The 21,663-nt window shown below is 51.5% G+C and carries 19 protein-coding genes, 3 tRNA genes and 1 pseudogene; 13 read left to right on the top strand and 10 right to left on the bottom strand.

Annotation, left to right across the window (positions count from 1 at the left end; all coding sequences use genetic code 11):
• Positions 1-35: 35 nt before the first annotated feature.
• The gene (gene apbC / locus ACRPFF_RS08205) at positions 36-1,115 is read right to left on the bottom strand and encodes an iron-sulfur cluster carrier protein ApbC (protein WP_432674356.1); all 1,080 of its coding nucleotides are present in this window, start codon (positions 1,113-1,115) and stop codon (positions 36-38) included.
• Between the two features lie 218 nt (positions 1,116-1,333).
• Between apbC and ACRPFF_RS08200 the strand changes: the two genes are divergently transcribed.
• The 5 genes from ACRPFF_RS08200 (at position 1,334) to murU (ending at position 4,120) form a co-directional block, all read left to right on the top strand.
• A tRNA-Lys gene (locus ACRPFF_RS08200) sits at positions 1,334-1,409 on the top strand.
• Positions 1,410-1,497: 88 nt separating this feature from the next.
• Positions 1,498-2,007: a protein disulfide oxidoreductase gene (locus tag ACRPFF_RS08195; RefSeq protein ID WP_432674355.1), complete on the top strand. Its 510-nt coding sequence runs from the start codon at positions 1,498-1,500 to the stop codon at positions 2,005-2,007.
• 342 nt (positions 2,008-2,349) lie between these two features.
• Positions 2,350-2,790, top strand: a complete 441-nt coding sequence (gene nadR, locus ACRPFF_RS08190; RefSeq protein WP_250314755.1) for a MarR family adhesin repressor NadR — start codon at positions 2,350-2,352, stop codon at positions 2,788-2,790.
• Positions 2,791-2,906: 116 nt separating this feature from the next.
• Entirely contained in the window at positions 2,907-3,407 is a 501-nt protein-coding gene (gene hpaC, locus ACRPFF_RS08185) for a 4-hydroxyphenylacetate 3-monooxygenase, reductase component (protein WP_432674354.1), read from the top strand.
• 17 nt (positions 3,408-3,424) lie between these two features.
• Positions 3,425-4,120 (top strand): N-acetylmuramate alpha-1-phosphate uridylyltransferase MurU, encoded by a 696-nt coding sequence (murU, locus tag ACRPFF_RS08180; RefSeq protein WP_432674353.1) that lies wholly within the window; start codon positions 3,425-3,427, stop codon positions 4,118-4,120.
• Between the two features lie 68 nt (positions 4,121-4,188).
• Here murU and ACRPFF_RS08175 read toward each other — a convergent pair whose 3' ends face one another.
• From ACRPFF_RS08175 to rpoN, 3 genes are all read right to left on the bottom strand, one after another.
• The gene (locus tag ACRPFF_RS08175) at positions 4,189-4,326 is read right to left on the bottom strand and encodes a hypothetical protein (protein ID WP_432674352.1); all 138 of its coding nucleotides are present in this window, start codon (positions 4,324-4,326) and stop codon (positions 4,189-4,191) included.
• A gap of 21 nt (positions 4,327-4,347) precedes the next feature.
• Positions 4,348-4,641 carry a ribosome hibernation-promoting factor, HPF/YfiA family gene (hpf, locus tag ACRPFF_RS08170; protein ID WP_304669934.1) on the bottom strand — a complete coding sequence of 98 codons (294 nt, stop codon included), beginning with the start codon at positions 4,639-4,641 and terminating at the stop codon, positions 4,348-4,350.
• 74 nt (positions 4,642-4,715) lie between these two features.
• The gene (gene rpoN, locus ACRPFF_RS08165; protein WP_432674351.1) at positions 4,716-6,059 is read right to left on the bottom strand and encodes an RNA polymerase factor sigma-54; all 1,344 of its coding nucleotides are present in this window, start codon (positions 6,057-6,059) and stop codon (positions 4,716-4,718) included.
• 342 nt (positions 6,060-6,401) lie between these two features.
• Between rpoN and katA the strand changes: the two genes are divergently transcribed.
• Both katA and ACRPFF_RS08155 read left to right on the top strand, forming a co-directional pair.
• Positions 6,402-7,916 carry a catalase KatA gene (gene katA, locus ACRPFF_RS08160; RefSeq protein WP_101132957.1) on the top strand — a complete coding sequence of 505 codons (1,515 nt, stop codon included), beginning with the start codon at positions 6,402-6,404 and terminating at the stop codon, positions 7,914-7,916.
• Between the two features lie 83 nt (positions 7,917-7,999).
• Positions 8,000-8,128 (top strand): hypothetical protein, encoded by a 129-nt coding sequence (locus tag ACRPFF_RS08155; protein ID WP_432674350.1) that lies wholly within the window; start codon positions 8,000-8,002, stop codon positions 8,126-8,128.
• A 934-nt stretch (positions 8,129-9,062) separates the two neighbouring features.
• Here ACRPFF_RS08155 and putA read toward each other — a convergent pair.
• The 3 genes from putA to ACRPFF_RS08140 form a co-directional block, all read right to left on the bottom strand.
• A complete protein-coding gene (gene putA, locus ACRPFF_RS08150; protein WP_432674349.1) occupies positions 9,063-12,668 on the bottom strand; it encodes a bifunctional proline dehydrogenase/L-glutamate gamma-semialdehyde dehydrogenase PutA in 3,606 nt (1,201 codons plus the stop codon).
• Positions 12,669-12,921: 253 nt separating this feature from the next.
• On the bottom strand, positions 12,922-14,448 hold the full coding sequence (gene putP, locus ACRPFF_RS08145; RefSeq protein ID WP_002249991.1) for a sodium/proline symporter PutP: 1,527 nt from the start codon (positions 14,446-14,448) through the stop codon (positions 12,922-12,924).
• Between the two features lie 270 nt (positions 14,449-14,718).
• Positions 14,719-14,880, bottom strand: a complete 162-nt coding sequence (locus ACRPFF_RS08140; protein ID WP_432674348.1) for a hypothetical protein — start codon at positions 14,878-14,880, stop codon at positions 14,719-14,721.
• Positions 14,881-14,934: 54 nt separating this feature from the next.
• Between ACRPFF_RS08140 and ACRPFF_RS08135 the strand changes: the two genes are divergently transcribed.
• The 6 genes from ACRPFF_RS08135 to ACRPFF_RS08110 all read left to right on the top strand — a co-directional run bounded on the left by ACRPFF_RS08135 (position 14,935) and on the right by ACRPFF_RS08110 (position 19,739).
• Positions 14,935-15,255, top strand: coding sequence for an accessory factor UbiK family protein (locus ACRPFF_RS08135; protein ID WP_308031096.1), 321 nt, complete (start codon positions 14,935-14,937; stop codon positions 15,253-15,255).
• A 13-nt stretch (positions 15,256-15,268) separates the two neighbouring features.
• The gene (locus tag ACRPFF_RS08130) at positions 15,269-16,765 is read left to right on the top strand and encodes a YifB family Mg chelatase-like AAA ATPase (protein ID WP_432674347.1); all 1,497 of its coding nucleotides are present in this window, start codon (positions 15,269-15,271) and stop codon (positions 16,763-16,765) included.
• Between the two features lie 103 nt (positions 16,766-16,868).
• The gene (gene ftsN, locus ACRPFF_RS08125; RefSeq protein ID WP_432674346.1) at positions 16,869-17,735 is read left to right on the top strand and encodes a cell division protein FtsN; all 867 of its coding nucleotides are present in this window, start codon (positions 16,869-16,871) and stop codon (positions 17,733-17,735) included.
• A 2-nt stretch (positions 17,736-17,737) separates the two neighbouring features.
• Entirely contained in the window at positions 17,738-18,382 is a 645-nt protein-coding gene (locus tag ACRPFF_RS08120; RefSeq protein ID WP_432674345.1) for a thiol:disulfide interchange protein DsbA/DsbL, read from the top strand.
• Between the two features lie 34 nt (positions 18,383-18,416).
• Positions 18,417-19,238, top strand: coding sequence for an undecaprenyl-diphosphate phosphatase (locus ACRPFF_RS08115; protein ID WP_432674344.1), 822 nt, complete (start codon positions 18,417-18,419; stop codon positions 19,236-19,238).
• A gap of 234 nt (positions 19,239-19,472) precedes the next feature.
• On the top strand, positions 19,473-19,739 hold the full coding sequence (locus ACRPFF_RS08110) for a hypothetical protein (protein WP_101127890.1): 267 nt from the start codon (positions 19,473-19,475) through the stop codon (positions 19,737-19,739).
• Between the two features lie 332 nt (positions 19,740-20,071).
• Here ACRPFF_RS08110 and ACRPFF_RS08105 read toward each other — a convergent pair.
• The 3 genes and pseudogenes from ACRPFF_RS08105 to ACRPFF_RS08095 form a co-directional block, all read right to left on the bottom strand.
• A tRNA-Ala gene (locus tag ACRPFF_RS08105) sits at positions 20,072-20,147 on the bottom strand.
• A 6-nt stretch (positions 20,148-20,153) separates the two neighbouring features.
• Positions 20,154-20,230 (bottom strand) — tRNA-Met (locus ACRPFF_RS08100).
• A 131-nt stretch (positions 20,231-20,361) separates the two neighbouring features.
• Positions 20,362-21,414: pseudogene (locus ACRPFF_RS08095) on the bottom strand (class I SAM-dependent methyltransferase); the annotation flags it as partial.
• Positions 21,415-21,663: the final 249 nt, after the last annotated feature.

Genomic DNA, 21,663 nt, shown 5'->3' with positions numbered 1-21,663 from the left:
AAGGCAGTCCTTTGGGGCTGCCTTTTCGGTTGGCATCACTCGACTACGATTTTTGGGAAGCGGCTGCTGAAATCTTTGCCTTTGTCGGCAATGCTCAGGGCGATTTGGAATGCGGCATCGGTGTAGATTCGGGCGATGGCAGGGTGTTCGTCGAACAGTTGTGCCGCCGCCCCTCCGTCCATCGCTTCGCGTACGGGCAAACTTAAGGGAAGCTGTCCGAGTAGCGGGACATTGAGGCGTGCGGCCAAATCTTTGCCGCCGTCCGTGCCGAACAGTGCTTCGCTGTGCCCGCAGTTGGAGCAGATATGGACGGACATGTTTTCCAATACGCCCAAAATCGGAATGTTGACCTTGCGGAACATATCCACAGCCTTGCGCGCGTCTATCAGCGCGATGTCCTGCGGCGTCGTAACGATGACGGACCCGGTTACGGGGATGCGTTGGGACAGCGTGAGTTGGATGTCGCCCGTACCCGGGGGTAGGTCGATGAAAAGATAGTCCACTTCGTCCCACTCGCTTTGGAACATTAGTTGCTGCAATGCTTGGCTGACCATCGGGCCGCGCCAGACGACGGCTTGGTCGGTGTCAACCAGAAAGCCGATGGACATGACCTGTATGCCGTCTGAAGATTCGACAGGAATCAGTTTTTGGTTTTTCTGATCGGGTTTGCGGTCGTGTACGCCCAGCATCGTGGGCTGGCTCGGGCCGTAAAGGTCGGCATCGAGTACGCCGACGCGTGCGCCCATGCGTGCCATCGCGGTGGCAAGGTTGGCGGTGGTTGTTGATTTGCCCACGCCGCCTTTTCCCGATGCGACGGCAATGATGTTTTTCACACCTTTGATAGTGGTAACGCCGGGCTGGACTTTGTGTGTGCCGATTTCCGTGTCCATGGACAGATGGATGTGTGTGTCGCCTGTCAGCGGCATCAGGGTTTCCTGTATGCGGTCGGCGGTTTCTGAGGCAATGTGCGCGACAGGGAAACCGAAATGCAGGGCGACATGGATGCCGTCTGAATGCTGTTCGACCGATCGGACGGCCTTTTCGCTGCCGAGTGTGCGTGCCGTATTCGGAATACTGACAGTGTCAAGGAGGGTGCGGATGTTTTGTATATTCATGATGTGTGCCTCTGTTCGCAAGTTGGGTGAGAGGAAGATAGACGGAAAGTGTACATGATTTTGGGCAGTTTGCTTTTTTCTTGTGCGAACTTTTACACGGCATGGGTCGGATTGTGAAAATCCGTTGCCAAAATATCTCGTGCAAACAGCAGTCTGTAATTAAGTCTGTAAAAATTGCTTGACGACGGGGAGAGGAGTTGTATAATGCACGGCTTATCGGGTCGTTAGCTCAGTCGGTAGAGCAGCGGACTTTTAATCCGTTGGTCGAGCGTTCGAATCGCTCACGACCCACCAGATAGCCAAAAGCCAAGTTTTAAGACTTGGCTTTTTGTTTGCCTGTTAATCGTCGGCAACAGCGTTTTCGTACTGTTTGGAAGGTTGTATGAAGAAAAAACTGCTTTCGGGCATCAAATTTGCCGTTCAGACGGCATTGGTGTTTTTATTGGTGTCGCTGTTTTTGGATTGGGTACGCAAGCCCGACGAACCTGTCGGGGCGGCAGGGCAGCCTTTGACCCTGCTGTCGGGGCAGCGGCTAACTTTGGGACAGTTTAGCCGGGATAAGGCGGTGCTGGTGTATTTTTGGGGGAGCTGGTGCGGGGTGTGCCGTTATCAGTCTCCGATAATTGATGATTTGGCGGCCGACGGTGTGTCGGTCGTCGGGGTGGCGATACGTTCGGGCAGTTCGGACGAAGTTTCTGCGTATATGAAAAAACGCGGATTGGGTTTTCCGAGCGTTAATGATGAGGACGGCGGTTTGGCAAGATCTTGGCAGATTAAGGCAACGCCGACTGTCATTTTGGTCAAAAATGGGAAAATAGTTCACTATACGACGGGAATCAGCAGTTATNGGGGCTTGCGCGCACGAATTTTTCAGGCGGATGTTTTCGATTAACATTTGTTTTTGTAAAACTTTTCGCTATGTAGAGAATCAAACGGCATATACCTTGATCGTAGGATGCGGCGGCTTTGGTTTTTTTTTGGAAGAAAGTTCTTTCGACAGTAAATGTAATACTTTGTTGAGATTGTAGGGAAAATAGACTAAGATATAACTATTAAAATATTTTTAGATAGGATTATCGGAATTAAAGCCTTTTGTACCCAAATGCCTGATACGGCTTATAGAGTATTGTTGCTATATGTTCGTTTTGTTATATAACGGTTGTCCCGGAATGATACCTGCAAGCTTTACAGACGGTTTGAAAATTTGATTTTCGATAACTTGGAGACTTGAACAATGCCTACCCAATCAAAACATGCGTCTATCAATATCGGTCTGATACAGGCAAGGGAAGCCTTGATGACACAGTTCAGACCCATTCTGAACCAGGCGAATATCACCGATCAGCAATGGCGGATTATCCGTCTTTTGGCGGAAAACGGCACGCTGGACTTTCAAGATTTGGCCAATCAGGCGTGCATCCTGCGCCCCAGCCTGACCGGCATCCTGACTCGCCTTGAAAAGGCAGGTTTGGTTGTCCGCCTGAAACCTTCCAACGACCAACGCCGTGTTTTTCTGAAGCTGACTGCCGAGGGCGAGAAGCTGTATGAGGAAATCGGCGAAGAAGTGGACGAACGCTACGATGCTATCGAAGAAGTGTTGTCCCGCGAGAAAATGATGCTGCTTAAGGATTTGCTGGCGGAACTTGCACAAATCGAGGATTTGTTGAATTCGTAAAACGCGCAACGTGCGGAAACGTCCGACATCGGTCTTGTTTACGAATCAGAGCTGCTGCACATGAGGGAGACCTTATGTGCAGCAGTCTTGCATATGGAAACAGATAAAGGGGTAATATGACGGATTTGCAGAAAGAATTTCAAACCTCATTCCGTGATGCGATGGCATCTTGCGCGGCAGGTGTTCATGTCATTACGACAGAGGGATCGGCAGGACGTTACGGCATCACGATGACTGCGGTTACACCGGTTACGGACGAGCCTCCAACCGTGATGCTGTGTATCAACCGTAAAGCCCGTATCATCCCGATACTGTCGGAAAACGGCAGCCTGTGCATCAATACGTTGGCAGACGAACATCAGGATGTGGCCGAACATTTTGCCGGATTGACCAATCTTTCACCCGAAGAACGTTTTGCCTATCATATTTGGCATTACGGCAAAACCGGACAACCTGAAATAGAAGGAGCGTTGGCGCACCTGCACGGGCATATTGTCGACCAACATGAAATCGGCACACATTTTGTGTTTTACGTCAGGCTCGACGAAATCAAAAACTGCGTGGGCAAACGTCCCGCGCTGCTTTATTTCAGACGGCAGTTTAGATCTTTAGACTGATATTCGGACAGATATATATGAAAGCGATGATACTGGCGGCAGGACGCGGCGAGCGTATGCGTCCTTTGACCGATACCACTCCGAAGCCGCTGCTCGATGTGGCGGGTAAGCCTCTAATCGGTTGGCACCTATGCCGTCTGAAGCAGGCAGGGTTTACCGAAATCGTTATCAACCATGCTTGGTTAGGTCGGCAGATAGAAGATGCTTTGGGCGACGGCTCGGCTTATGGCGTGAACATCGCCTATTCGCCCGAACCTGAAGGCGGCTTGGAAACCGCAGGCGGTATCGCACGGGCATTGCCGCTGTTGGGCGATACCCCGTTTTTGGTGGGCAACGGCGACGTGCTGACCGACATGGATTTTACCGCCGCGTTTCAGACGGCATCGTCCCTGCCCGAGCATATTTCCGCACATTTGTGGCTGGCGGACAATCCGCCGCACCATCCCGACGGTGATTTTTTGCTGCTGCCGGACGGAAGCGTACAGTCGGAAGTATCCGGCGGCAACGGATTGACATTCAGCGGCGTGGGTATTTACCGTCCTGAAATGTTTGATGGAATCGAAGCGGGCAGTGTGGCGAAACTCGCGCCCGTATTGCGTGGCGAAATGCGGCAAAACCGCGTGAGCGGACAGAAGCATACGGGTTTGTGGCTGGATGTCGGTACGGTAGACCGTCTGAAAGAGGCTCAAGCCGTTGCAGGGGCTTGGAAGTAAAACGGAACGGGATGCGGATTTGCATCCCGTTTTCTTATTGCAGCCGTCTTAACTGATGCATTGCATCTTTAAAGGTTTTCGGAACAGGTTGCGCGGAGGTATGTGTTGAGCATCAAAACCGGTTCAAGATAAGGTGGATTTGCTTCATATTTGGTTATGCAGGATAAACAATGCCGTCTGAAACGGAAATCTGTTTCAGACGGCATTTTGCCGTTACGGACTTTCGGTCAATGGCGGACTTCTCCGATTTTTTCTTTGTGTTTTAATACGGCGCGGTCAAGTTTGTCTGTCAGGGTGTCGATGGCGGCATACATGTCCTGACCGTCGGACTCGACGTGCAGGTCTTTACCGGCAAGGTGTACGTCTGCCTCGGCCTTATGGCCAGCTTTTTCCACAGACAGCGTTACAGTTATAGAAATGATGTCCGAAGCGTGGCGGTTGATGCGCTCCAGTTTCTTGGAAACGTGGTTTTTGATGGCTTCGGTAACGTCAAAATTCAGACCGGTGATTTTCAGATTCATGATACAGCTCCTTCGGTGGGTTCTGTCCGTCGGCGACGGAACGGAAAAACGGGTTGTAGCATTGTGTTGAAAAATTATTCTGCGGTTTTGCGTTTGTGTGCTGCCGGAATCTCAAGGGATTCCCTGTATTTGGCAACGGTGCGGCGGGAAACCTCCATACCGCGGAAAGCCAGCAGGTTGGCGAGTGCCTCGTCAGAATAGGGCTTGCGTTTGTCTTCGCTGCCGACAAGCTGGGAGAGTGCGGCTTTAACGGCGTGTTGGCTGACGGCTTCTTTACCTTCTTCCATTTGAACTGCCTGCGTGAAGAAATAGCGTAGCGCAAACACTCCGCGCGGGCAAGACAAATATTTTTGGTTGGCCGCGCGGGAGACGGTACTTTCTGCCACACCCAATTCGGCGGCAGCATCTTTCATCATCAGGGGGACGAGTCCGATTTCGCCAAAAGTAAAAAAGTCTGCCTGATGTTTAACGATGTATTCGGCAAGGAGGACGACGGTTGCCTTCCTCAATTCGAGCGAATCGATACGTTGTCTGGCTTCGCTGATTTTTTCCTTCCATTCGGGCGAGAGGCCTTCAGACGGCATCAGTTCGCAATATTCGCTGTTCATTTGCAGAGGAGACAGGGAGTCTTCGTTGAAACTGACCGTCCAGCCGTCTTTACTTTCCTCAACCCAGACATCCGGGCGGATATACGGCGTGGGCGTGGACGAGGCAAAACCGGCGGCGGGAAAGGGATTGAGCGAAGCAATGAGGTCGAGTGCGGCTTCGAGTGTGCCGCTGTCGGTTTGGGGCAGGTGTTTTTTTATTCGTGCGAGGGTTTGGCTGCGGTTGCCGTCAATGCTGTCGAGGGCGTTTCGGACGATATGCAGGGCGGCGGGTTTGGCAGCACATTCGCCCAATCTTTCTATCTGCAGTATCAGCGATTCGGTCAAATCGGCGGCGGCCACGCCTGCTGGGTCGAATTTTTTCAATGCGGTCAGCGCGTGTTGCAGCATTGCTTCATCCAACATCCACTCCAAGGGCGTATGGTCGAGGATGTCTTCGATGCTGTCGGTCAGATAACCCTGCTCGTCAAGGAAATCGATAAGGATGTGGACACAGGCGGCTTCTTGGTCGGAAAGCGGGTGTTCGCACCCTTGCGCGTGCAGGTATTGCTTGAAATCCTGCTCGCCGGCGATGTTGGACAGCATATCTTCGCCTTCGTCTCCGCCGATTTGGCGCGCGGGCGCAGTGTAATGGCTGAATTCGGCATCGGAAAATTCATCCGTGTCTTTGCGTTCGAGCAGGGGGTTGTCCGACAGCCAGTTTTCGACCTCGCGTTCAAGTTCGATACCCGACATCTGCAATACGCGCAAAGATTGTTGCAGCCGCTGGTTGAGCTGCTGGGTCTGTTTGAGCTTTATTCCGAGTAACGTCATGATAATGCGAGAGAATTATTCTTTTGGCCTGTCGGCGGCAGATGATGCCAGGAAACATTATTATAAATGGTTTTATGTAGGGATTTTGATTCGTTCCGATAACAAAAAACAAACGAAAATAGAATATTGATTGCTTATAACAATATTAAATCGATTTCATAGTTTTAATAGCGAAAATCTTGGCGTATAGTTGCCTTCATAGTTTAAATAAAAGGAAAACTAAATGTCTATTCATGAAATCTATTGCAACCAAGAAACCAGTTACGAATACGCTTTCCGCCAAATCGTGCTGTAAGCCGTTTGTCGTATCTTTTGATTAACCAAGGAAAAGGAACACGAGCTATGACTACCTCCAAATGCCCCGTAACCCATCTGACCATGAACAACGGCGCGCCTGTTGCCGACAATCAAAACAGCCTGACCGCCGGTCCGCGCGGCCCCCTGCTGGCGCAGGATTTGTGGCTGAATGAAAAACTCGCCGACTTCGTGCGCGAAGTCATCCCCGAACGCCGTATGCACGCCAAAGGTTCGGGCGCGTTCGGTACGTTTACCGTAACGCACGACATCACCAAATACACCCGCGCCAAAATCTTCAGCGAAGTCGGCAAAAAAACCGAGATGTTCGCCCGTTTCACCACCGTGGCAGGCGAACGCGGCGCAGCCGATGCGGAACGCGACATCCGCGGTTTTGCGCTGAAGTTCTATACCGAAGAAGGCAACTGGGATGTGGTCGGCAACAACACGCCCGTATTCTTCCTGCGCGACCCGCGTAAATTCCCCGACCTGAACAAAGCCGTCAAACGCGATCCGCGTACCAATATGCGCTCAGCCACAAACAACTGGGACTTCTGGACGCTGCTGCCCGAAGCACTGCACCAAGTTACCATCGTCATGAGCGACCGCGGTATTCCCGCCAGCTACCGCCATATGCACGGCTTCGGTTCGCATACTTACAGCTTCTGGAACGAAGCGGGCGAACGTTTCTGGGTGAAATTCCATTTCCGCAGCCAACAAGGCATTAAAAACCTGACCAACGAAGAAGCCGCAAAAATCATCGCCGATGACCGTGAAAGCCATCAGCGCGACCTGTACGAAGCCATCGAGCGCGGCGAGTTTCCGAAATGGACGATGTACATCCAAGTCATGCCTGAAGCCGATGCGGAAAAAGTGCCTTATCATCCGTTTGACCTGACCAAAGTTTGGCCGAAAAAAGACTATCCGCTGATTGAAGTGGGCGAATTCGAGTTGAACCGCAATCCCGAAAACTTCTTCGCCGATGTGGAACAATCCGCCTTCGCACCGAGCAACCTTGTTCCCGGTGTCGGCGCGAGCCCGGATAAAATGCTGCAGGCGCGTTTGTTCAACTACGCCGACGCGCAACGCTACCGCTTGGGCGTGAACTTCCGCCAAATCCCCGTCAATCGTCCGCGTTGCCCCGTACACAGCAACCAGCGCGACGGACAAGGCCGCGCCGACGGCAACTACGGCAGCCTGCCGCACTACGAACCCAACAGCTTCGGACAATGGCAGCAACAACCCGACTTCGCCGAACCGCCTTTGAAAATCAACGGCGACGCGGCACACTGGGACTACCGCCAAGACGATGACGACTACTTCAGCCAACCGCGCGCCTTGTTCAACCTGATGAACGACGCGCAGAAACAGGCTTTGTTCGGCAACACCGCCGCAGCCATGGGCGATGCGCCTGACTTCATCAAATACCGCCATATCCGCAACTGCTACCGTTGCGACCCGGCATACGGCGAAGGCGTGGCCAAAGCCCTTGGACTGACTGTCGAAGATGCCCAAGCCGCCCGCGCGACCGATCCCGCACTGGGTCAGGCCGGTTTGCTGTAATTTGAAAGGAGCAGCCCATGTGGATGGAAATTGAAGAAATCCTGTCCCGTGCCGTCCGCTACCGGAAATAACCGGGCATAAAAATGCCGTCTGAAACGTCGTTTGACCGCTTCAGACGGCATTTCCACACCCCGCCTTTGCCGCTTCAGACGGCATTCTCCGTCCGCCTTTGCCGCTGTAGGGCTGTAGGGCGGGCTGAAGGATGGGCGTAGGGTGGGCTTCAGCCCACCAACTCCACCAATCCTACCAACCCACTTTTCCGCGTCATTCCCACGAAAGTGGGAATCCAGAACGTAAAATCTAAAGAAACCTTTTTCCCCGATAAGTTTCCGCACCGACAGCTCTAGATTCCCGCCTGCGCGGGAATGACGAATCCATTCGCACGGAAACCAAAATCCCGTCATTCCCACGAAAGTGGGAATCTAGAACGCAAAATCTAAAGAAACCGTTTTTCCCGATAAGTTTCCGCACCGACAACTCCAGATTCCCGCCTGCGCGGGAATGACGAATCCATCCGCACGGAAACCAAAATCCCGTCATTCCCACGAAAGTGGGAATCCAGAACGCAAAATCTAAAGAAACCGTTTTATCCGATAAGTTTCTGCGCCGACAGCTCTGGATTCCCACCTGCGCGGGAATGACGGGATTTCTGTTTTTGATTTTTTTGTTTTTGGGGAATGACGGGATTTGAGATTGCGGGCATTTATCGGGAAAACAGCAACCCCTCCTCCGTCATTCCCACGAAAGTGGGAATCCAGGTTCGTTGAGTTTCAGCCATTTCTAATAAATTCTTGCAACTTTGAGTTTCCGGATTCCCGCCTGCGCGGGAATGACGAATCCATCCGCACGGAAACCTGATCCTGTCATTCCCACGAACCTACATTCCGTCATTCCCACGAAAGTGGGAATCTAGAACGCAGGGTTGAAGAAACCATTTTATTTGATAAGTTTCCGCACTGACAGACCTAGATTCCCGCCTGCGCGGGAATGACGAGTTTCAAGATGACAGTGTTATCGGGAATGACGGTTCGGGTATTTCCTTACGCCCGCCCTGCGCCTGTAAACGGTAAGTGCATCAAAAATGCCGTCTGAAAGGTTTTTAGACGGCATTTGTTCATGGGCCGCGCTCGGGCGGTTTTGGCAAAATCAGTCGGCAACTGCCATCAGGCTGGCATTACCACCGGCAGCGGTAGTATTGATACTGCAAGAGATTTCTTCAAATACTTGCAGGATGTCCAAGCCTTGTTCGGACGGGAGGATGCGGATGAGTGCACCGTCGCGGTTTGCCAGCTCTTGCTTGCGGCTGCTGTCCAGCGGGCTTAGGGCGGCAACGTGGTTAACACCCGTGTTTTCAGGCTTGCTGCTGACTTGCAGCAGGCCTTCGAGGTCGGCGGTGTAGGCGGCAAGCGGGCTATCGGTTCCGACGACGGTTTGGATGCCTGCGGCGGCAAGTTCGGTCAGGGCGCAGAAGGCTTGCAGGAGGCTGCCGCCGTGTACCCAGACGCGTTTGGGCGCGCGCCAGCTCAGGGCGTTGCGTTCGCCGGTCGGACCGACTAAGACGGATTCTGCTTGGCGCAGGGTGCGGATACGGGCGTGTCCCAATGCCGATGCCGCTGATTTTTTCTCTTCCGCATTAAACGGCAGCTTGTGAATCAGGGCTTCGAGGCGTTTGAGCGCGGCTTCGTCCGCTTGTCCGATGCGGCTCAGCGGCGGGGCAACCCATTCGGGGATGCGGGTCAGTTTTTGCAGGTAGAACGAGCCACCTGCTTTCGGACCCGTGCCCGACATGCCGTGTCCGCCGAAGGGCTGTACGCCGACGACTGCGCCGACGATGTTGCGGTTGACGTAAACGTTGCCCGCTTCGATGCGTTCACGGATGCGTTTGACCGTGCCTTCGATGCGGCTGTGTACGCCGCTGGTGAGCGCGTAGCCTTTGCTGTTGATTTGGTCGATGATTTGGTCAAGCTCGTCGGCTTGGTAGCGGACAACGTGCAACACCGGGCCGAAGACTTCGCGGGTGAGTTCGTTCAAGTTGTTGAGCTCGAACAAAATCGGCAGTACGAAGGTGGATTTCGCAGAATCAACGTCGGAAGCGGCTTTGACTTCGTGGTAAGACTTGGCAACGCCTTTCATTTTGTTGATGTGCGATTGCAGATTTTGCTGCGCTTCGGCATCGATGACGGGGCCTACGTCGGTAGTGAGCTGAACGGGTTTGCCGACGACCAATTCGTCCATCGCGCCTTTGATGATGGCGAGCATCTTGTCGGCAACATCTTCTTGAACGCAAAGGATGCGCAGGGCGGAGCAGCGTTGTCCTGCGCTGTCGAAGGCGGAGTTGAGTACGTCCAAGCAAACTTGTTCCGGTAGCGCGGTGGAATCGACAATCATGGCGTTTTGACCGCCGGTTTCGGCAATCAATACGGGGCTGTCGTCGCGTTTGGCAAGGGCTTTGTTAATCAGTTGCGCCACTTCGGTCGAGCCGGTGAAAATCACGCCGCCGATGCGTGGATCGCCTGTCAGCGCCGCGCCGACATCGCCTGCGCCGAGGACAAGCTGCAAGGCGGAAGTCGGGATACCTGCTTCGTGCATGAGGGAAACGGCATAACCGGCAATCAGGCTGGTTTGTTCGGCAGGTTTGGCGATGACGGTGTTGCCGGCTGCCAATGCGGAAACGACTTCGCCGGTAAAGATGGCGAGCGGGAAGTTCCACGGGCTGATGGCGACAATCGCGCCGACGGCTTTGGCGTCTTTGGGCAGGGTGTTTTCGGCTTCGCCTGCGTAGTAGCGGCAGAAATCGACGGCTTCGCGTACTTCGGCAACGGCGTTGTTCAAGGTTTTACCGGCTTCGCGGACGGCCAACATCATCAATGCAGGTGTGTGTTGTTCCAACAGGTCGGCAAAACGGCGCAGGCAGTTGGCGCGTTCGGCGGCAGGCGTCGCGCTCCATTCAGGGAATGCAGCAACGGCTGCGCCAATCGCTTCTTGGGCAAGCGCGGCATCGGCAAAGCTGACTGTGCCGACGATGTCGTCGTGGTCGGCAGGATTTTTAATCGGTTGCGCTTCGCCGACATCGCGGGCTTTGCCGTTGACAATGGACGCGGCATGGAAGTCTTGCGCGGCGGCGCGGTTGAGTTTTTCTTGAAGCTGTTGCAACACGGTTTCGTTGCTGAAATCGACACCTTGGGAATTCAGACGGCCTTTTCCGTACAAATCGCGCGGCAGCGGCAGGGCGTTGTGCAGGTGGATGCCTTGTTCGGCGATGGTGTCGAACGGGCTCTTAATCAGGCGGTCGATGCTGATGTTTTCATCGACGATTTGGTTGACGAAAGACGAGTTCGCGCCGTTTTCCAACAGGCGGCGCACCAAGTAGGCGAGCAGGGTTTCGTGTGTGCCGACCGGGGCGTACACGCGCACGCGGCGTCCTAAGTTTTGCGGGCCGACGACTTGGTCGTACAGGGTTTCGCCCATACCGTGCAGGCATTGGTGTTCAAAGTCTTTGCCTTTGCCCATTTGGTAAATCGCGCCCAAAGTGTAGGCGTTGTGGGTGGCGAATTGCGGGAACACGGCATCTTGCGCAGAAAGTAGTTTGCGCGCGCAGGCGAGGTAGGAAATGTCGGTGTGGACTTTGCGGGTGTAGGTCGGATAGCCGTTCAAGCCGTCCACTTGCGCCCATTTGATTTCGCTGTCCCAATACGCGCCTTTGACGAGGCGGATCATTAGTTTTTGGTTGTTGCGGCGGGCAAGGTCGATCAGGTAGTCGATAACGAACGGACAACGTTTTTGGTAGGCTTGAACAACGAAACCGATGCCTTTGTAGCCGGCCAAGTCAGGGTCGGAAACCAAAGCTTCCATCAAGTCCAAAGACAATTCGAGACGGTTGGCTTCTTCGGCATCGATATTGATACCGATATCGTATTTTTTACCCAAAAGGAACAATTCTTTCAGGCGAGGTAAGAGTTCGCTCATCACGCGTNCGTGTTGGGCGCGCGAGTAGCGAGGGTGGATGGCGGAGAGTTTGACGGAAATACCGTTGCCTTCGTAAACGCCTTGGCCTGCGGCATCTTTGCCGATGGCGTGAATGGCTTGAACGTAGTCATTGTAGTAGCGGTTGGCATCTTCTTCGGTGTAGGCGGCTTCGCCCAACATATCGAAGGAGAAACGGTAACCCATTTTTTCGCGCTCTTTACCGTTTTGCAGGGCTTCTTCAATGGTTTGTCCGGTGACGAACTGTTTGCCCAACAGGCGCATGGCGTAATTCACGCCTTGACGGATGAGGGGGGCACCACCTTTGCTGATCAGGCGGCTGAGTGCGGAACTCATTTGTTTGTCGTTTGTGGCGGTCAGTTTGCCGGTAATCAGCAGGCCCCAGGCGGCGGCGTTGACGAAGAGGGAAGGGCTGTTGTTCAGATGGCTTTTCCAGTTGCCTTCGGAGATTTTATCGGCAATCAGGCGGTCGCGGGTAGCGTTGTCGGGAATACGCAAAAGAGCTTCCGCCAGGCACATGAGTGCGATGCCTTCGTCGCTGGAGAGTGAAAACTCGTGCATCAGTGCATCGACGCCGCTGGCTTTGGTGCGGCTGGCACGGACTTGGGTAACCAGGCGGCGGGCAAGCTCGGAGGCGGCTTGACGTTCTTCATCGCTCATCTGGGCGCGCTGCAGCATATCTTGTACGGCTTCGATTTCGTCGCGGCGGTAGGCATCGGTAACGGCTTGGCGTAGGGCGGTTTGTGCCGGAAATGCAAAATGAAACATTGTTTGGATTCTCCAGGTTTTTTCTTGGGGGATTCAGACGGCATCAGTATGGTCTGAAATACGGTAATATCGTAATAAATCCGCAGATGAAATACAAGTTCTCAAATGCCGGTAGATTTATTATTTTCATTTCTTTGAAAATGAAACGGATAAAACATAAATAAAGCCTGTATGCAGGCACGATTTATTTGTGTTTGACCCGGAAACGGGTTCAGACGGCACGAAGAAGGATGCCGTGCCGTCTGAAAGGGGTTTATTGGGCGGCGCGGTAGTCTGCGTCGGCTTTTTCAAAACGTTCTTGGATTTCTCGGGAAGGCTCTTTGCCGACAAGTGAAACTAACACGGCAATGATTAAGCAAACAATAAAGCCCGGGACGATTTCGTACATCGTCAACAAGCCGCTTTCGCCTGCCGCTTGAGCCGGTTTTTTCACCCATTCAGCCCATGCCACCACAGTCAGCGCGCCGGCAACCATACCTGACAATGCGCCGTAAGCGGTAATGCGTTTCCATAATACGGACAGAATCACAATCGGGCCGAANGCCGCACCGAAACCTGCCCACGCGTAAGACACCAGTCCCAATACTTTGCTGTCGGGATTGGAGGCAATCAGGATGGAAATCACGGCAATCGCCAATACCATCAGGCGGCCGACCCATACCAATTCTGACTGTTGCGCGTTTTTACGCAAAAAGCCTTTGTAGAAGTCTTCGGTAATCGCGCTGGAACAAACCAGAAGCTGGCATGACAGTGTGGACATCACGGCGGCAAGAATCGCGCTCAGGATGATGCCCGCAATCCAAGGGTTGAACAGCAAAGTAGAAAGCGCGATGAAGATGCGTTCGTGGTTGCCCTTCATTGAAGCGACTTGGTCGGGATTGGCACCGAAATACGCAATGCCGAAATAACCGACCGCTACCGCGCCTGCCAAACACAATACCATCCAAGTCATACCGATGCGGCGTGCGGATACCAGCGATTTTGCGCTTTCGGCCGCCATAAAGCGCGCCAGGATGTGCGGTTGGCCGAAGTAGCCCAATCCCCATGCAGCAGTGGAAATAATGCCGATAACCGTCGTACCTGTAAACAGGCTGCCGTATTCTTTACCCGTGCCTGCGGCAACGCTTTGAATCGCGGCAGACATTTGTTCCGCGCCGCCCAAGCCCAAATAGACCATTACCGGCGTTAAAATCAGCGCGAAAATCATCAAAGATGCTTGCAGCGTATCCGTCCAGCTGACTGCCAAGAAACCGCCCAAGAAGGTATAGACGATGGTCGCGCCCGCGCCCAGCCACATTGCCTGGTTGTAAGTCATACCTTCAAACAGGCTTTGGAACAGGGTTGCGCCCGCCACAATGCCGGAAGCACAGTAAATTGTGAAGAAAAACAAAATAATTAGTGCGGAAACCACTTTCATCAAGTGTCCGCCTGCGCCGAAGCGGTGGAAGAAATAATCCGGCAGGGTCAGTGCATTGTTGGCATATTCGGTATGTACGCGCAGACGGCCTGCCACCAAAAGCCAGTTGAAATATGCGCCGATCACCAAGCCGATGGCAATCCACGCTTCATTTAAACCGCTCAAATAAATCGCGCCGGGCAGCCCCATCAAAAGCCAGCCCGACATATCGGACGCACCCGCCGACATCGCGGTAACAAACGGGCCCAAGCTGCGCCCCCCCAAAATGTAATCGTCGAAATTGCGCGTAGAAAAATAGGCGGCAAGTCCGATCAGAAGGACTGCGATCAGATAGATTGCAAAAGTAATGTACATGGGATTCATGTGCTATTCCTCGTCTAAAACTTCAAAATTACAGGCTTTGAAATTGCAAGCAACTCATGCCTGAAATGTTTTTCTAATAAAAGTACAACGGAAAATCCGGGGAATCTGTAAAGATATTCGGATAAATTATTTTCAATCACAACAAGATATGTAATGAAACTATATGAAATTGTAAATAATTTGACTCAGCATAACCCAAATTTTTTTGTTTGCAAAGCATTTATGGTTCAAAAAAGATGAGGAAAATCCATCTCTCGGCATTAAATATTTTTAAAACAGCATGTTATTTTGTAGTGTCTTGTAGTCAAAAAGGGGGGGTGGAATATGAAATCCGTTTTCTGCCGGCAGGTGTCTTGAAGTGTAATTTAGTAACCGCGAAGGACGTGAGGCAGATTTACCGCGGATAACCTGCCGCCCGTTTTCAGACGGCATTTTTCCTTATACAATAGCCGTTTGAATTTAATATGTTCAGGAAGGATACAGATTATGTTCGGCAAACAGCTTTTTGAAGAAGTCGGTTCGAAGATTAGCGAAACCATCGCCAACAGCCCTGCCAAAGATGTGGAAAAAAATATTAAGGCTATGTTGGGCAGTGCGTTCAACCGTATGGATTTGGTCACACGCGAAGAATTCGACATCCAGCAGCAGGTTTTAATTAAGACACGCACCAAACTGGTCGAGCTGGAAGAGCGACTGGCGAAACTCGAAGCCACTCAAGAGCCTGAAGAAGCTGCTTTGAAAGCCGCCGAAGCTGCTGCGGAAGAAGCTGTTGCAGAAATCAAACAACAAACCGAAGCTGTCGAATAAGGCCGTCTGAAACATGTCGCTTGCCTTGGTTTACAGCCGCGCCTTGAGCGGTATGAATGCGCCGTTGGTCGAAGTGGAAGCCCACCTTGCCAACGGCCTGCCGCATTTCAACATCGTCGGACTGCCCGATACGGAAGTCAAAGAAAGCCGCGACCGCGTGCGCGCCGCCATCATCCAAAGCGGTTTCGACTTTCCCGCCAAAAAAATCACCGTCAACCTCGCCCCTGCCGACCTGCCCAAAGAATCGGGACGTTTCGACCTGCCGATTGCGCTGGGCATCCTCGCCGCATCCGGACAAATCGCACCTGAAAAGCTCGCGCAATATGAGTTTGCCGGCGAGTTGGCACTTTCCGGTATGTTGCGCCCCGTGCGCGGCGCGTTGGCGATGGCGTGGCAGGGCATGCAGGCCGGACGTTCTTTTGTCTTGCCGCAGGAAAACGCAGAACAAGCCGCCGTAATGCGCGGCATTACCGTTTACGGCGCGCGCTCTTTGGGCGAAGTTGCCGCCCATTTGAACGGTATCGAACCTTTGGTGCAAACCGAATACCAAGTTCCTCAGATGCCGTCTGAAAACGCCAAACTGCCCGACCTTGTCGATGTCAAGGGTCAACATACCGCCCGCCTTGCTTTGGAGATCGCCGCCGCAGGAGGACACAGCCTCTTGATGATGGGGCCGCCGGGAACGGGCAAATCCATGCTTTCCCAACGGCTGCCCGGTATTCTGCCGCCTTTGACCGAAGACGAATTGGTCGAAGTATGGGCGTTGCGTTCGCTCCTGCCCAACCACCAACAACAACTCGACAGCCACCGTCCTTTCCGCAGCCCGCACCACAGTGCCAGTTCGGCAGCCATGGTCGGCGGCGGTTCCGATCCGCGTCCGGGCGAAATTTCATTGGCGCATCACGGCGTTTTGTTTTTGGACGAGCTGCCCGAGTTTGACCGCAAAGTTTTAGAAGTTTTGCGCGAACCTTTGGAAAACGGCGAAATCCACATTTCCCGCGCGGCGCGTCAAGCCGTTTATCCGGCGAAATTCCAGCTTGTCGCCGCCATGAACCCTTGTCCGTGCGGTTATCTCGGGCATCCCGTCAAGCCCTGCCGCTGCACGCCCGAAAGCGTCGCGCGTTACCGCAGCAAGATTTCCGGTCCGCTGCTTGACCGCATCGATTTGACCATCGAAGTCCCCAGCCTGTCCGCCGCTGAACTGATGCAGCAGGAAGCAGGGGAAAGCAGCGCACGCGTGTTGGCGCGCGTGATCGCCGCCCGCGACAAACAATACGCGCGGCAAGGCAAAGTGAATGCCGCCTTGAGTGTCAGTGAACTCGACACGTCCGCCCGCATCCAAAAAGAAGCGCAGGAAGCCTTGGGCAGCCTGTTGGAAAAACTCTCCCTCTCCGCCCGCAGTTTCCACCGCATCATGCGCGTGGCGCGTACGTTGGCGGATTTGGCAGGCGACGAAGAAGTCGGCAGAAGCCATGTTATGAAAGCCGTGGGCTTCCGTCGTGCTTTGTGAAAGGGTGTCGGGTCAGATTTTGCTCAAATATGGCAATATTGTTAGAATATCTGCCCGTACGCAAACGGTGTCAATGCCGTCTGAAATACATTAAGGTATGTTTATGAACAAATTTTCTCAATCCGGAAAAGGTCTGTCCGGTTTCTTCTTCGGTCTGATACTGGCAACAGTCATTATTGCCAGTATTTTGTTTTATTTAAATCAAACGGGTCAAAATGCGTTTAAGAGTCCGTTTTTGTCGAAACAACCGGCAGAAACAGAAATCCTGAAGCCGAAAAACCAGCCTAAAGAGGACGTGCAGCCGGATCCGACCGATCATAATGTGTTGACCGAACCGGATGGTGCTAAAACATTGGAATCAACAGATGGGGAAAAAACCATCGACAAACAGGACGTTGCCGATAAAGTCACTGAGGTTGCGGAACAAACAGACGAGCCGGAACAGGAAGAGCCGAAAGAGCGGAATATACGCAAGAAAGCAGGGCAGTCGGAAGAGCATGTAAGAGGAGTTAGGGAAGAAGTATCGAAGAAAGATGCGGGAATGCCAAAAAAACAAGCGGTAAAACCTTCCGAAACAGTAGAGAAAAAAGCGGTAAAAGAAGAGAAAAAGGCAGGAAAAGGCAAAACCGAACCCAAGCCGACACCGGAGCAAATCCTTAACAGCGGAAGTATTGAGAAAGCACGCAGCGAAGCTGCAAGAGAAGTGCAAAAATTGAAAACCTCCGTTAAGGAGGAGGCAACGAATTACCTGCAAATGGGAGCGTATGCCAATCGTCAGAGCGCAGAAGAGCAGCGTGCCAAGTTAGCGATATTGGGTATTTCTTCCAAAGTGGTCGGCTACCAGGCGGGAAGTAAAATGCTCTACCGAGTACAAAGTAACAATATGTCTGCCGATGCGGTGAAAAAAATGCAGGCCGAGTTGAAAAAACATGGGGTCGCCAGCCTGATCCGTTCGATTGAGGGCAAATAACCATGAGAATTAAACACTTTTTGCCGTTGCTGTTGTCGGTAGTCTTGTCTGCGCAGGCATATGCCCTGACGGAAGGGGAAGATTATCTTGTGTTGGATAAACCCATTCCTCAAGAACAGTCGGGTAAAATTGAGGTTTTGGAATTTTTCGGCTATTTCTGCGTACATTGCCATCATTTCGATCCTTTGTTATTGAAACTGGGCAAGGCATTGCCGTCTGATGCCTATTTGAGGACGGAGCACGTGGTCTGGCAGCCTGAAATGCTCGGATTGGCCAGAATGGCAGCAGCCGTCAATTTGTCAGGTTTGAAATATCAGGCAAATCCTGCTGTGTTTAAAGCAGTTTACGAACAGAAGGTTCATTTGGAAGACAGGACGGCCGCCGGAAAATGGGCTTTGTCTCAAAAAGGCTTTGATGGTAAAAAACTGATGCGCGTTTATGACTCTCCCGAGGCAGCCTCCGCCGCATTAAAAATGCAGAAACTGACGGAACAATATGGTATTGACAGCACACCAACCATTATTGTCGGTGGGAAATACCGCGTAATCTTTAATAATGGCTTTGATGGTGGAATCGATACCATTAAAGAATTGGTTGACAAAGTCAGGGTAGAACGCAAACTGTCAAACCGTTCTACGCAAAAATAATCTTATCCCTCATACACCTGAAAGAAACCAAGCAATGGATTTTATGATTGTCCTGAAAGCCCTGATGATGGGTTTGGTAGAAGGTTTTACCGAATTCCTGCCTATTTCCAGTACCGGTCATCTGATTGTGTTTGGTAACTTGGTCGGTTTTCACAGCAACCATAAGGTTTTTGAGATTGCTATCCAGCTTGGTGCGGTTTTGGCCGTGGTGTTTGAATACCGCCAGCGTTTTTCAGGTGTGTTGCATGGTTTGGGTAAAGACAAAAAAGCCAACCGATTCGTCCTCAATCTTGCCGTCGCTTTTATGCCGGCTGCCGTGATGGGGTTATTGTTCAGCAAACAAATCAAAGAGTATCTGTTTAACCCCTTGAGTGTTGCAGTCATGCTGGTTTTGGGCGGTTTTTTTATTTTGTGGGTAGAAAAACGTCAAAGCTATGCGGTGTCTAAAAAAATTGATGTTGATGCACTCCGTCCGGTTGATGCGTTGATGATCGGTATTGCTCAAGTGTTTGCCTTGATTCCGGGAACATCTCGTTCAGGCAGTACGATTATGGGCGGGATGCTTTGGGGCATCGAACGGAAAACTGCGACAGAATTCTCGTTTTTCTTGGCTGTGCCGATGATGGTTGCCGCAACAGCTTATGATGTTCTGAAACATTACCGATTTTTCACATTACATGATATCGGTTTGATTTTGATTGGCTTTGTTGCTGCCTTTGTTTCAGGCTTGGTAGCGGTAAAAGCGTTGCTGAGGTTTGTTTCTAAGAAAAATTATATTCCTTTTGCCTATTACCGTATTGTTTTTGGTATTGCCATCATTATATTGTGGCTGTCAGGCTGGATAAGTTGGGAATAAAGTCATGTATCCGGTTTGAGAATATATTTTCGGGTCGGATTTGTATCTGATAGCAGAAAGATGATGTTAGATTAATCAGTACCCTGATTTGTTTCAGAGTTTGAAAGAAAATACTTTTTATTGCACTAACTAATCAACGTTACCGCAGTTGCATCGTTACAGCGGCTTTGAACTGGAGAAGCCGCCTCGAAATGGCTTTGATGGGCATTTAAACGCAATATGCCGGAGAGAATCATGGAATTTATCCAACTGATCCAACTGCTTGCGAACAGGTTGACAGTAAACCGCAAATGGCATGCCTACCTGTACTGCCTGCCGTTTACCGCCTATTGGGTATCGGCGGACAAAGAGATTGTCCGAACGCTCGTTATGGGAGACGGGTTTTTTGTTTGGATACTTTGTACGGCATTATTCGGTATGTGGTTCTTCTGCCGCCGACAGCGGTGGTTGTGGGTTCTTCCCTATCTCTGCATATTCAAGATTTTATTGTCCCTTATCTAGCCTGTACCGCCCGCCACGGGGCGGTTTTTTAATAAGTTCTAAACCCGATTAAAAGCCGTTTCAGACGGCATTTGCCACAATAACCTCATCCAATTAAGCCTGTTTGCCGGTTTATCAAGGATTGAAAATAAAAGGTTGTGTTTTAATATTCCGTTGATGCAGCCCTAATTAGCCGTACAAATGCCATTTTATTTAATGGGGTCGATTTCTGCACAAACGGAAATACGGCTTTCCTTTGCAAAGGGATGGAATCGGGCAGGTATTTAAACACGGCCGAAATAAAAAAACAAAATAAAAAAGCACATACCGTTTATGGTGTGTGCTTTTTTATTTGGTGGAGGTAAGCGGGATCGAACCGCTGACCTCTTGCATGCCATGCAAGCGCTCTACCAACTGAGCTATACCCCCGAAATATGGTGGCGAATCAGGGATTCGAACCCCGGACACAAGGATTATGATTCCTCTGCTCTAACCGACTGAGCTAATTCGCCGTTTTGTGAAGTCGCTATTATATGTTTTTTTGTTTTTTTGACAAGCCGTATTTTCTAATTTTAAATTAGTGCACTGTTTTTAAATATTAAAAATTTTATGCCGTCTGAAAATGGTTAAGACGGCATGAGGATTAGAGTTTGTGGCAGATGTCGCCGAAACAAAATCCTGTCCAATCGATATTGATATTTTTACCGAATGCGATGACTTTAAACAATTCTCCCATTTCATGTTGGTCGATTAGTTTTTGAACAGCGGCGGCTTCACGGATATAGGCTGCCGAATCTGTTTGACCGGTCTGCGCCAACAGCTCGGTAATGCCCAGGTTCAATAAGAAATGGGATTGGGGAAGGTAACCTATCAAATCTAATCCGGCATCCGTCCCTGCTTGTGCAATGTCGGTAAAGTTGACATGTGCGGTCAGGTCGGCCAATCCGATGAAGTCAAAAGGATTGTGGATAACGTGATGTCGGTAGTGTCCGATTAGAGTACCTTGATTGCGTTGAGGGTGGTAATACTGCGCTGCATCAAAACCGTAGTCGATGAATATCATGCAGCCGTGTTCGAGTCTTGAGGCAAGGGTGCGGATAAAGGCATATTGTTGCGGATGTAGTTCGCTGGTATAGGGGGAAGTTATTTTTGGGAAGTAGAGGGAAGCCAATGCAGATAGCTGCAAGTCGTGCAGCGGTCGTGCCAAATAGGTAAAACGGTCATTATCCAGGCAAACACCGACATGCTCGAATGAGCCGCCTTCATCTTTACGGATGATTTCGACAGGCATGGCATCGAGTACTTCGTTACCGATGATGATGCCGTCAAATGTTTCCGGAAGTGCAGATAAGTGGACAATTTTTTGGGCGGCTTGAGGTGCGAGGGTCTGAATCAGGTCTTTCTGACGAGCAGCCAGTTCTGGCGATATTTCAATAATGTAGTAACGGTTAATGCCGTCTGAAAGGTTGTTTAACAAATCGGCGGCGAGTTGACCGGTCCCTGCACCGAATTCATAGATATTGCCTGCGGTTTGGGGTAGGAGTTCTTGAAGTTGGCGCGCCAGTGTTCGGGCGAACAGGGGGGTAAGGGTCGGGGAGGTAATAAAATCTCCGTTGTTACCGATTTTATGGCTGCCTCCGGTGTAATAGCCGTATTGAGGGGCATATAAAACCAGCTCCATAAAACGTGAAAATGGAAAGGAACAGTATGTTGGCACTCAATGCAATAGTAGAAAAGAAACCCATCAGGCGGTAATAAACCACCATGAATGCAGCAACGATGGCAAAACCCCATAAAGTCGAATGGAAGCCTTTTTCGCGGTCGGGTCGCTGGCTTCGTGGCAGCCGCAAAACTGGTCGGCGGACGCTTTGGCGCGGTCAGACCTTGACCGCCTGCGCGCCCGCGCCCGCAGCCTTGCGCGCGACAACGACTATATGCGCAAGTT

It is taken from the genome of Neisseria sp. SLRRB23 (assembly GCF_050896295.1).
Taxonomy (GTDB): domain Bacteria; phylum Pseudomonadota; class Gammaproteobacteria; order Burkholderiales; family Neisseriaceae; genus Neisseria.
This window is presented reverse-complemented; position numbering and strand designations above follow the sequence as displayed.

Bases quoted from the DNA above. Each gene is read 5' to 3' on its own strand.
- apbC (WP_432674356.1), bottom strand. From the start codon at position 1,115: ATGAATATACAAAACATCCGCACCCTCCTTGACACTGTCAGTATTCCG.
- nadR (WP_250314755.1), top strand. From the start codon at position 2,350: ATGCCTACCCAATCAAAACATGCGTCTATCAATATCGGTCTGATACAG.
- hpaC (WP_432674354.1), top strand. From the start codon at position 2,907: ATGACGGATTTGCAGAAAGAATTTCAAACCTCATTCCGTGATGCGATG.
- murU (WP_432674353.1), top strand. From the start codon at position 3,425: ATGAAAGCGATGATACTGGCGGCAGGACGCGGCGAGCGTATGCGTCCT.
- ACRPFF_RS08175 (WP_432674352.1), bottom strand. From the start codon at position 4,326: ATGCCGTCTGAAACAGATTTCCGTTTCAGACGGCATTGTTTATCCTGC.
- hpf (WP_304669934.1), bottom strand. From the start codon at position 4,641: ATGAATCTGAAAATCACCGGTCTGAATTTTGACGTTACCGAAGCCATC.
- rpoN (WP_432674351.1), bottom strand. From the start codon at position 6,059: ATGACGTTACTCGGAATAAAGCTCAAACAGACCCAGCAGCTCAACCAG.
- katA (WP_101132957.1), top strand. From the start codon at position 6,402: ATGACTACCTCCAAATGCCCCGTAACCCATCTGACCATGAACAACGGC.
- ACRPFF_RS08155 (WP_432674350.1), top strand. From the start codon at position 8,000: ATGCCGTCTGAAACGTCGTTTGACCGCTTCAGACGGCATTTCCACACC.
- ACRPFF_RS08140 (WP_432674348.1), bottom strand. From the start codon at position 14,880: ATGCCGTCTGAAAACGGGCGGCAGGTTATCCGCGGTAAATCTGCCTCA.
- ACRPFF_RS08135 (WP_308031096.1), top strand. From the start codon at position 14,935: ATGTTCGGCAAACAGCTTTTTGAAGAAGTCGGTTCGAAGATTAGCGAA.
- ACRPFF_RS08130 (WP_432674347.1), top strand. From the start codon at position 15,269: ATGTCGCTTGCCTTGGTTTACAGCCGCGCCTTGAGCGGTATGAATGCG.
- ftsN (WP_432674346.1), top strand. From the start codon at position 16,869: ATGAACAAATTTTCTCAATCCGGAAAAGGTCTGTCCGGTTTCTTCTTC.
- ACRPFF_RS08120 (WP_432674345.1), top strand. From the start codon at position 17,738: ATGAGAATTAAACACTTTTTGCCGTTGCTGTTGTCGGTAGTCTTGTCT.
- ACRPFF_RS08115 (WP_432674344.1), top strand. From the start codon at position 18,417: ATGGATTTTATGATTGTCCTGAAAGCCCTGATGATGGGTTTGGTAGAA.
- ACRPFF_RS08110 (WP_101127890.1), top strand. From the start codon at position 19,473: ATGGAATTTATCCAACTGATCCAACTGCTTGCGAACAGGTTGACAGTA.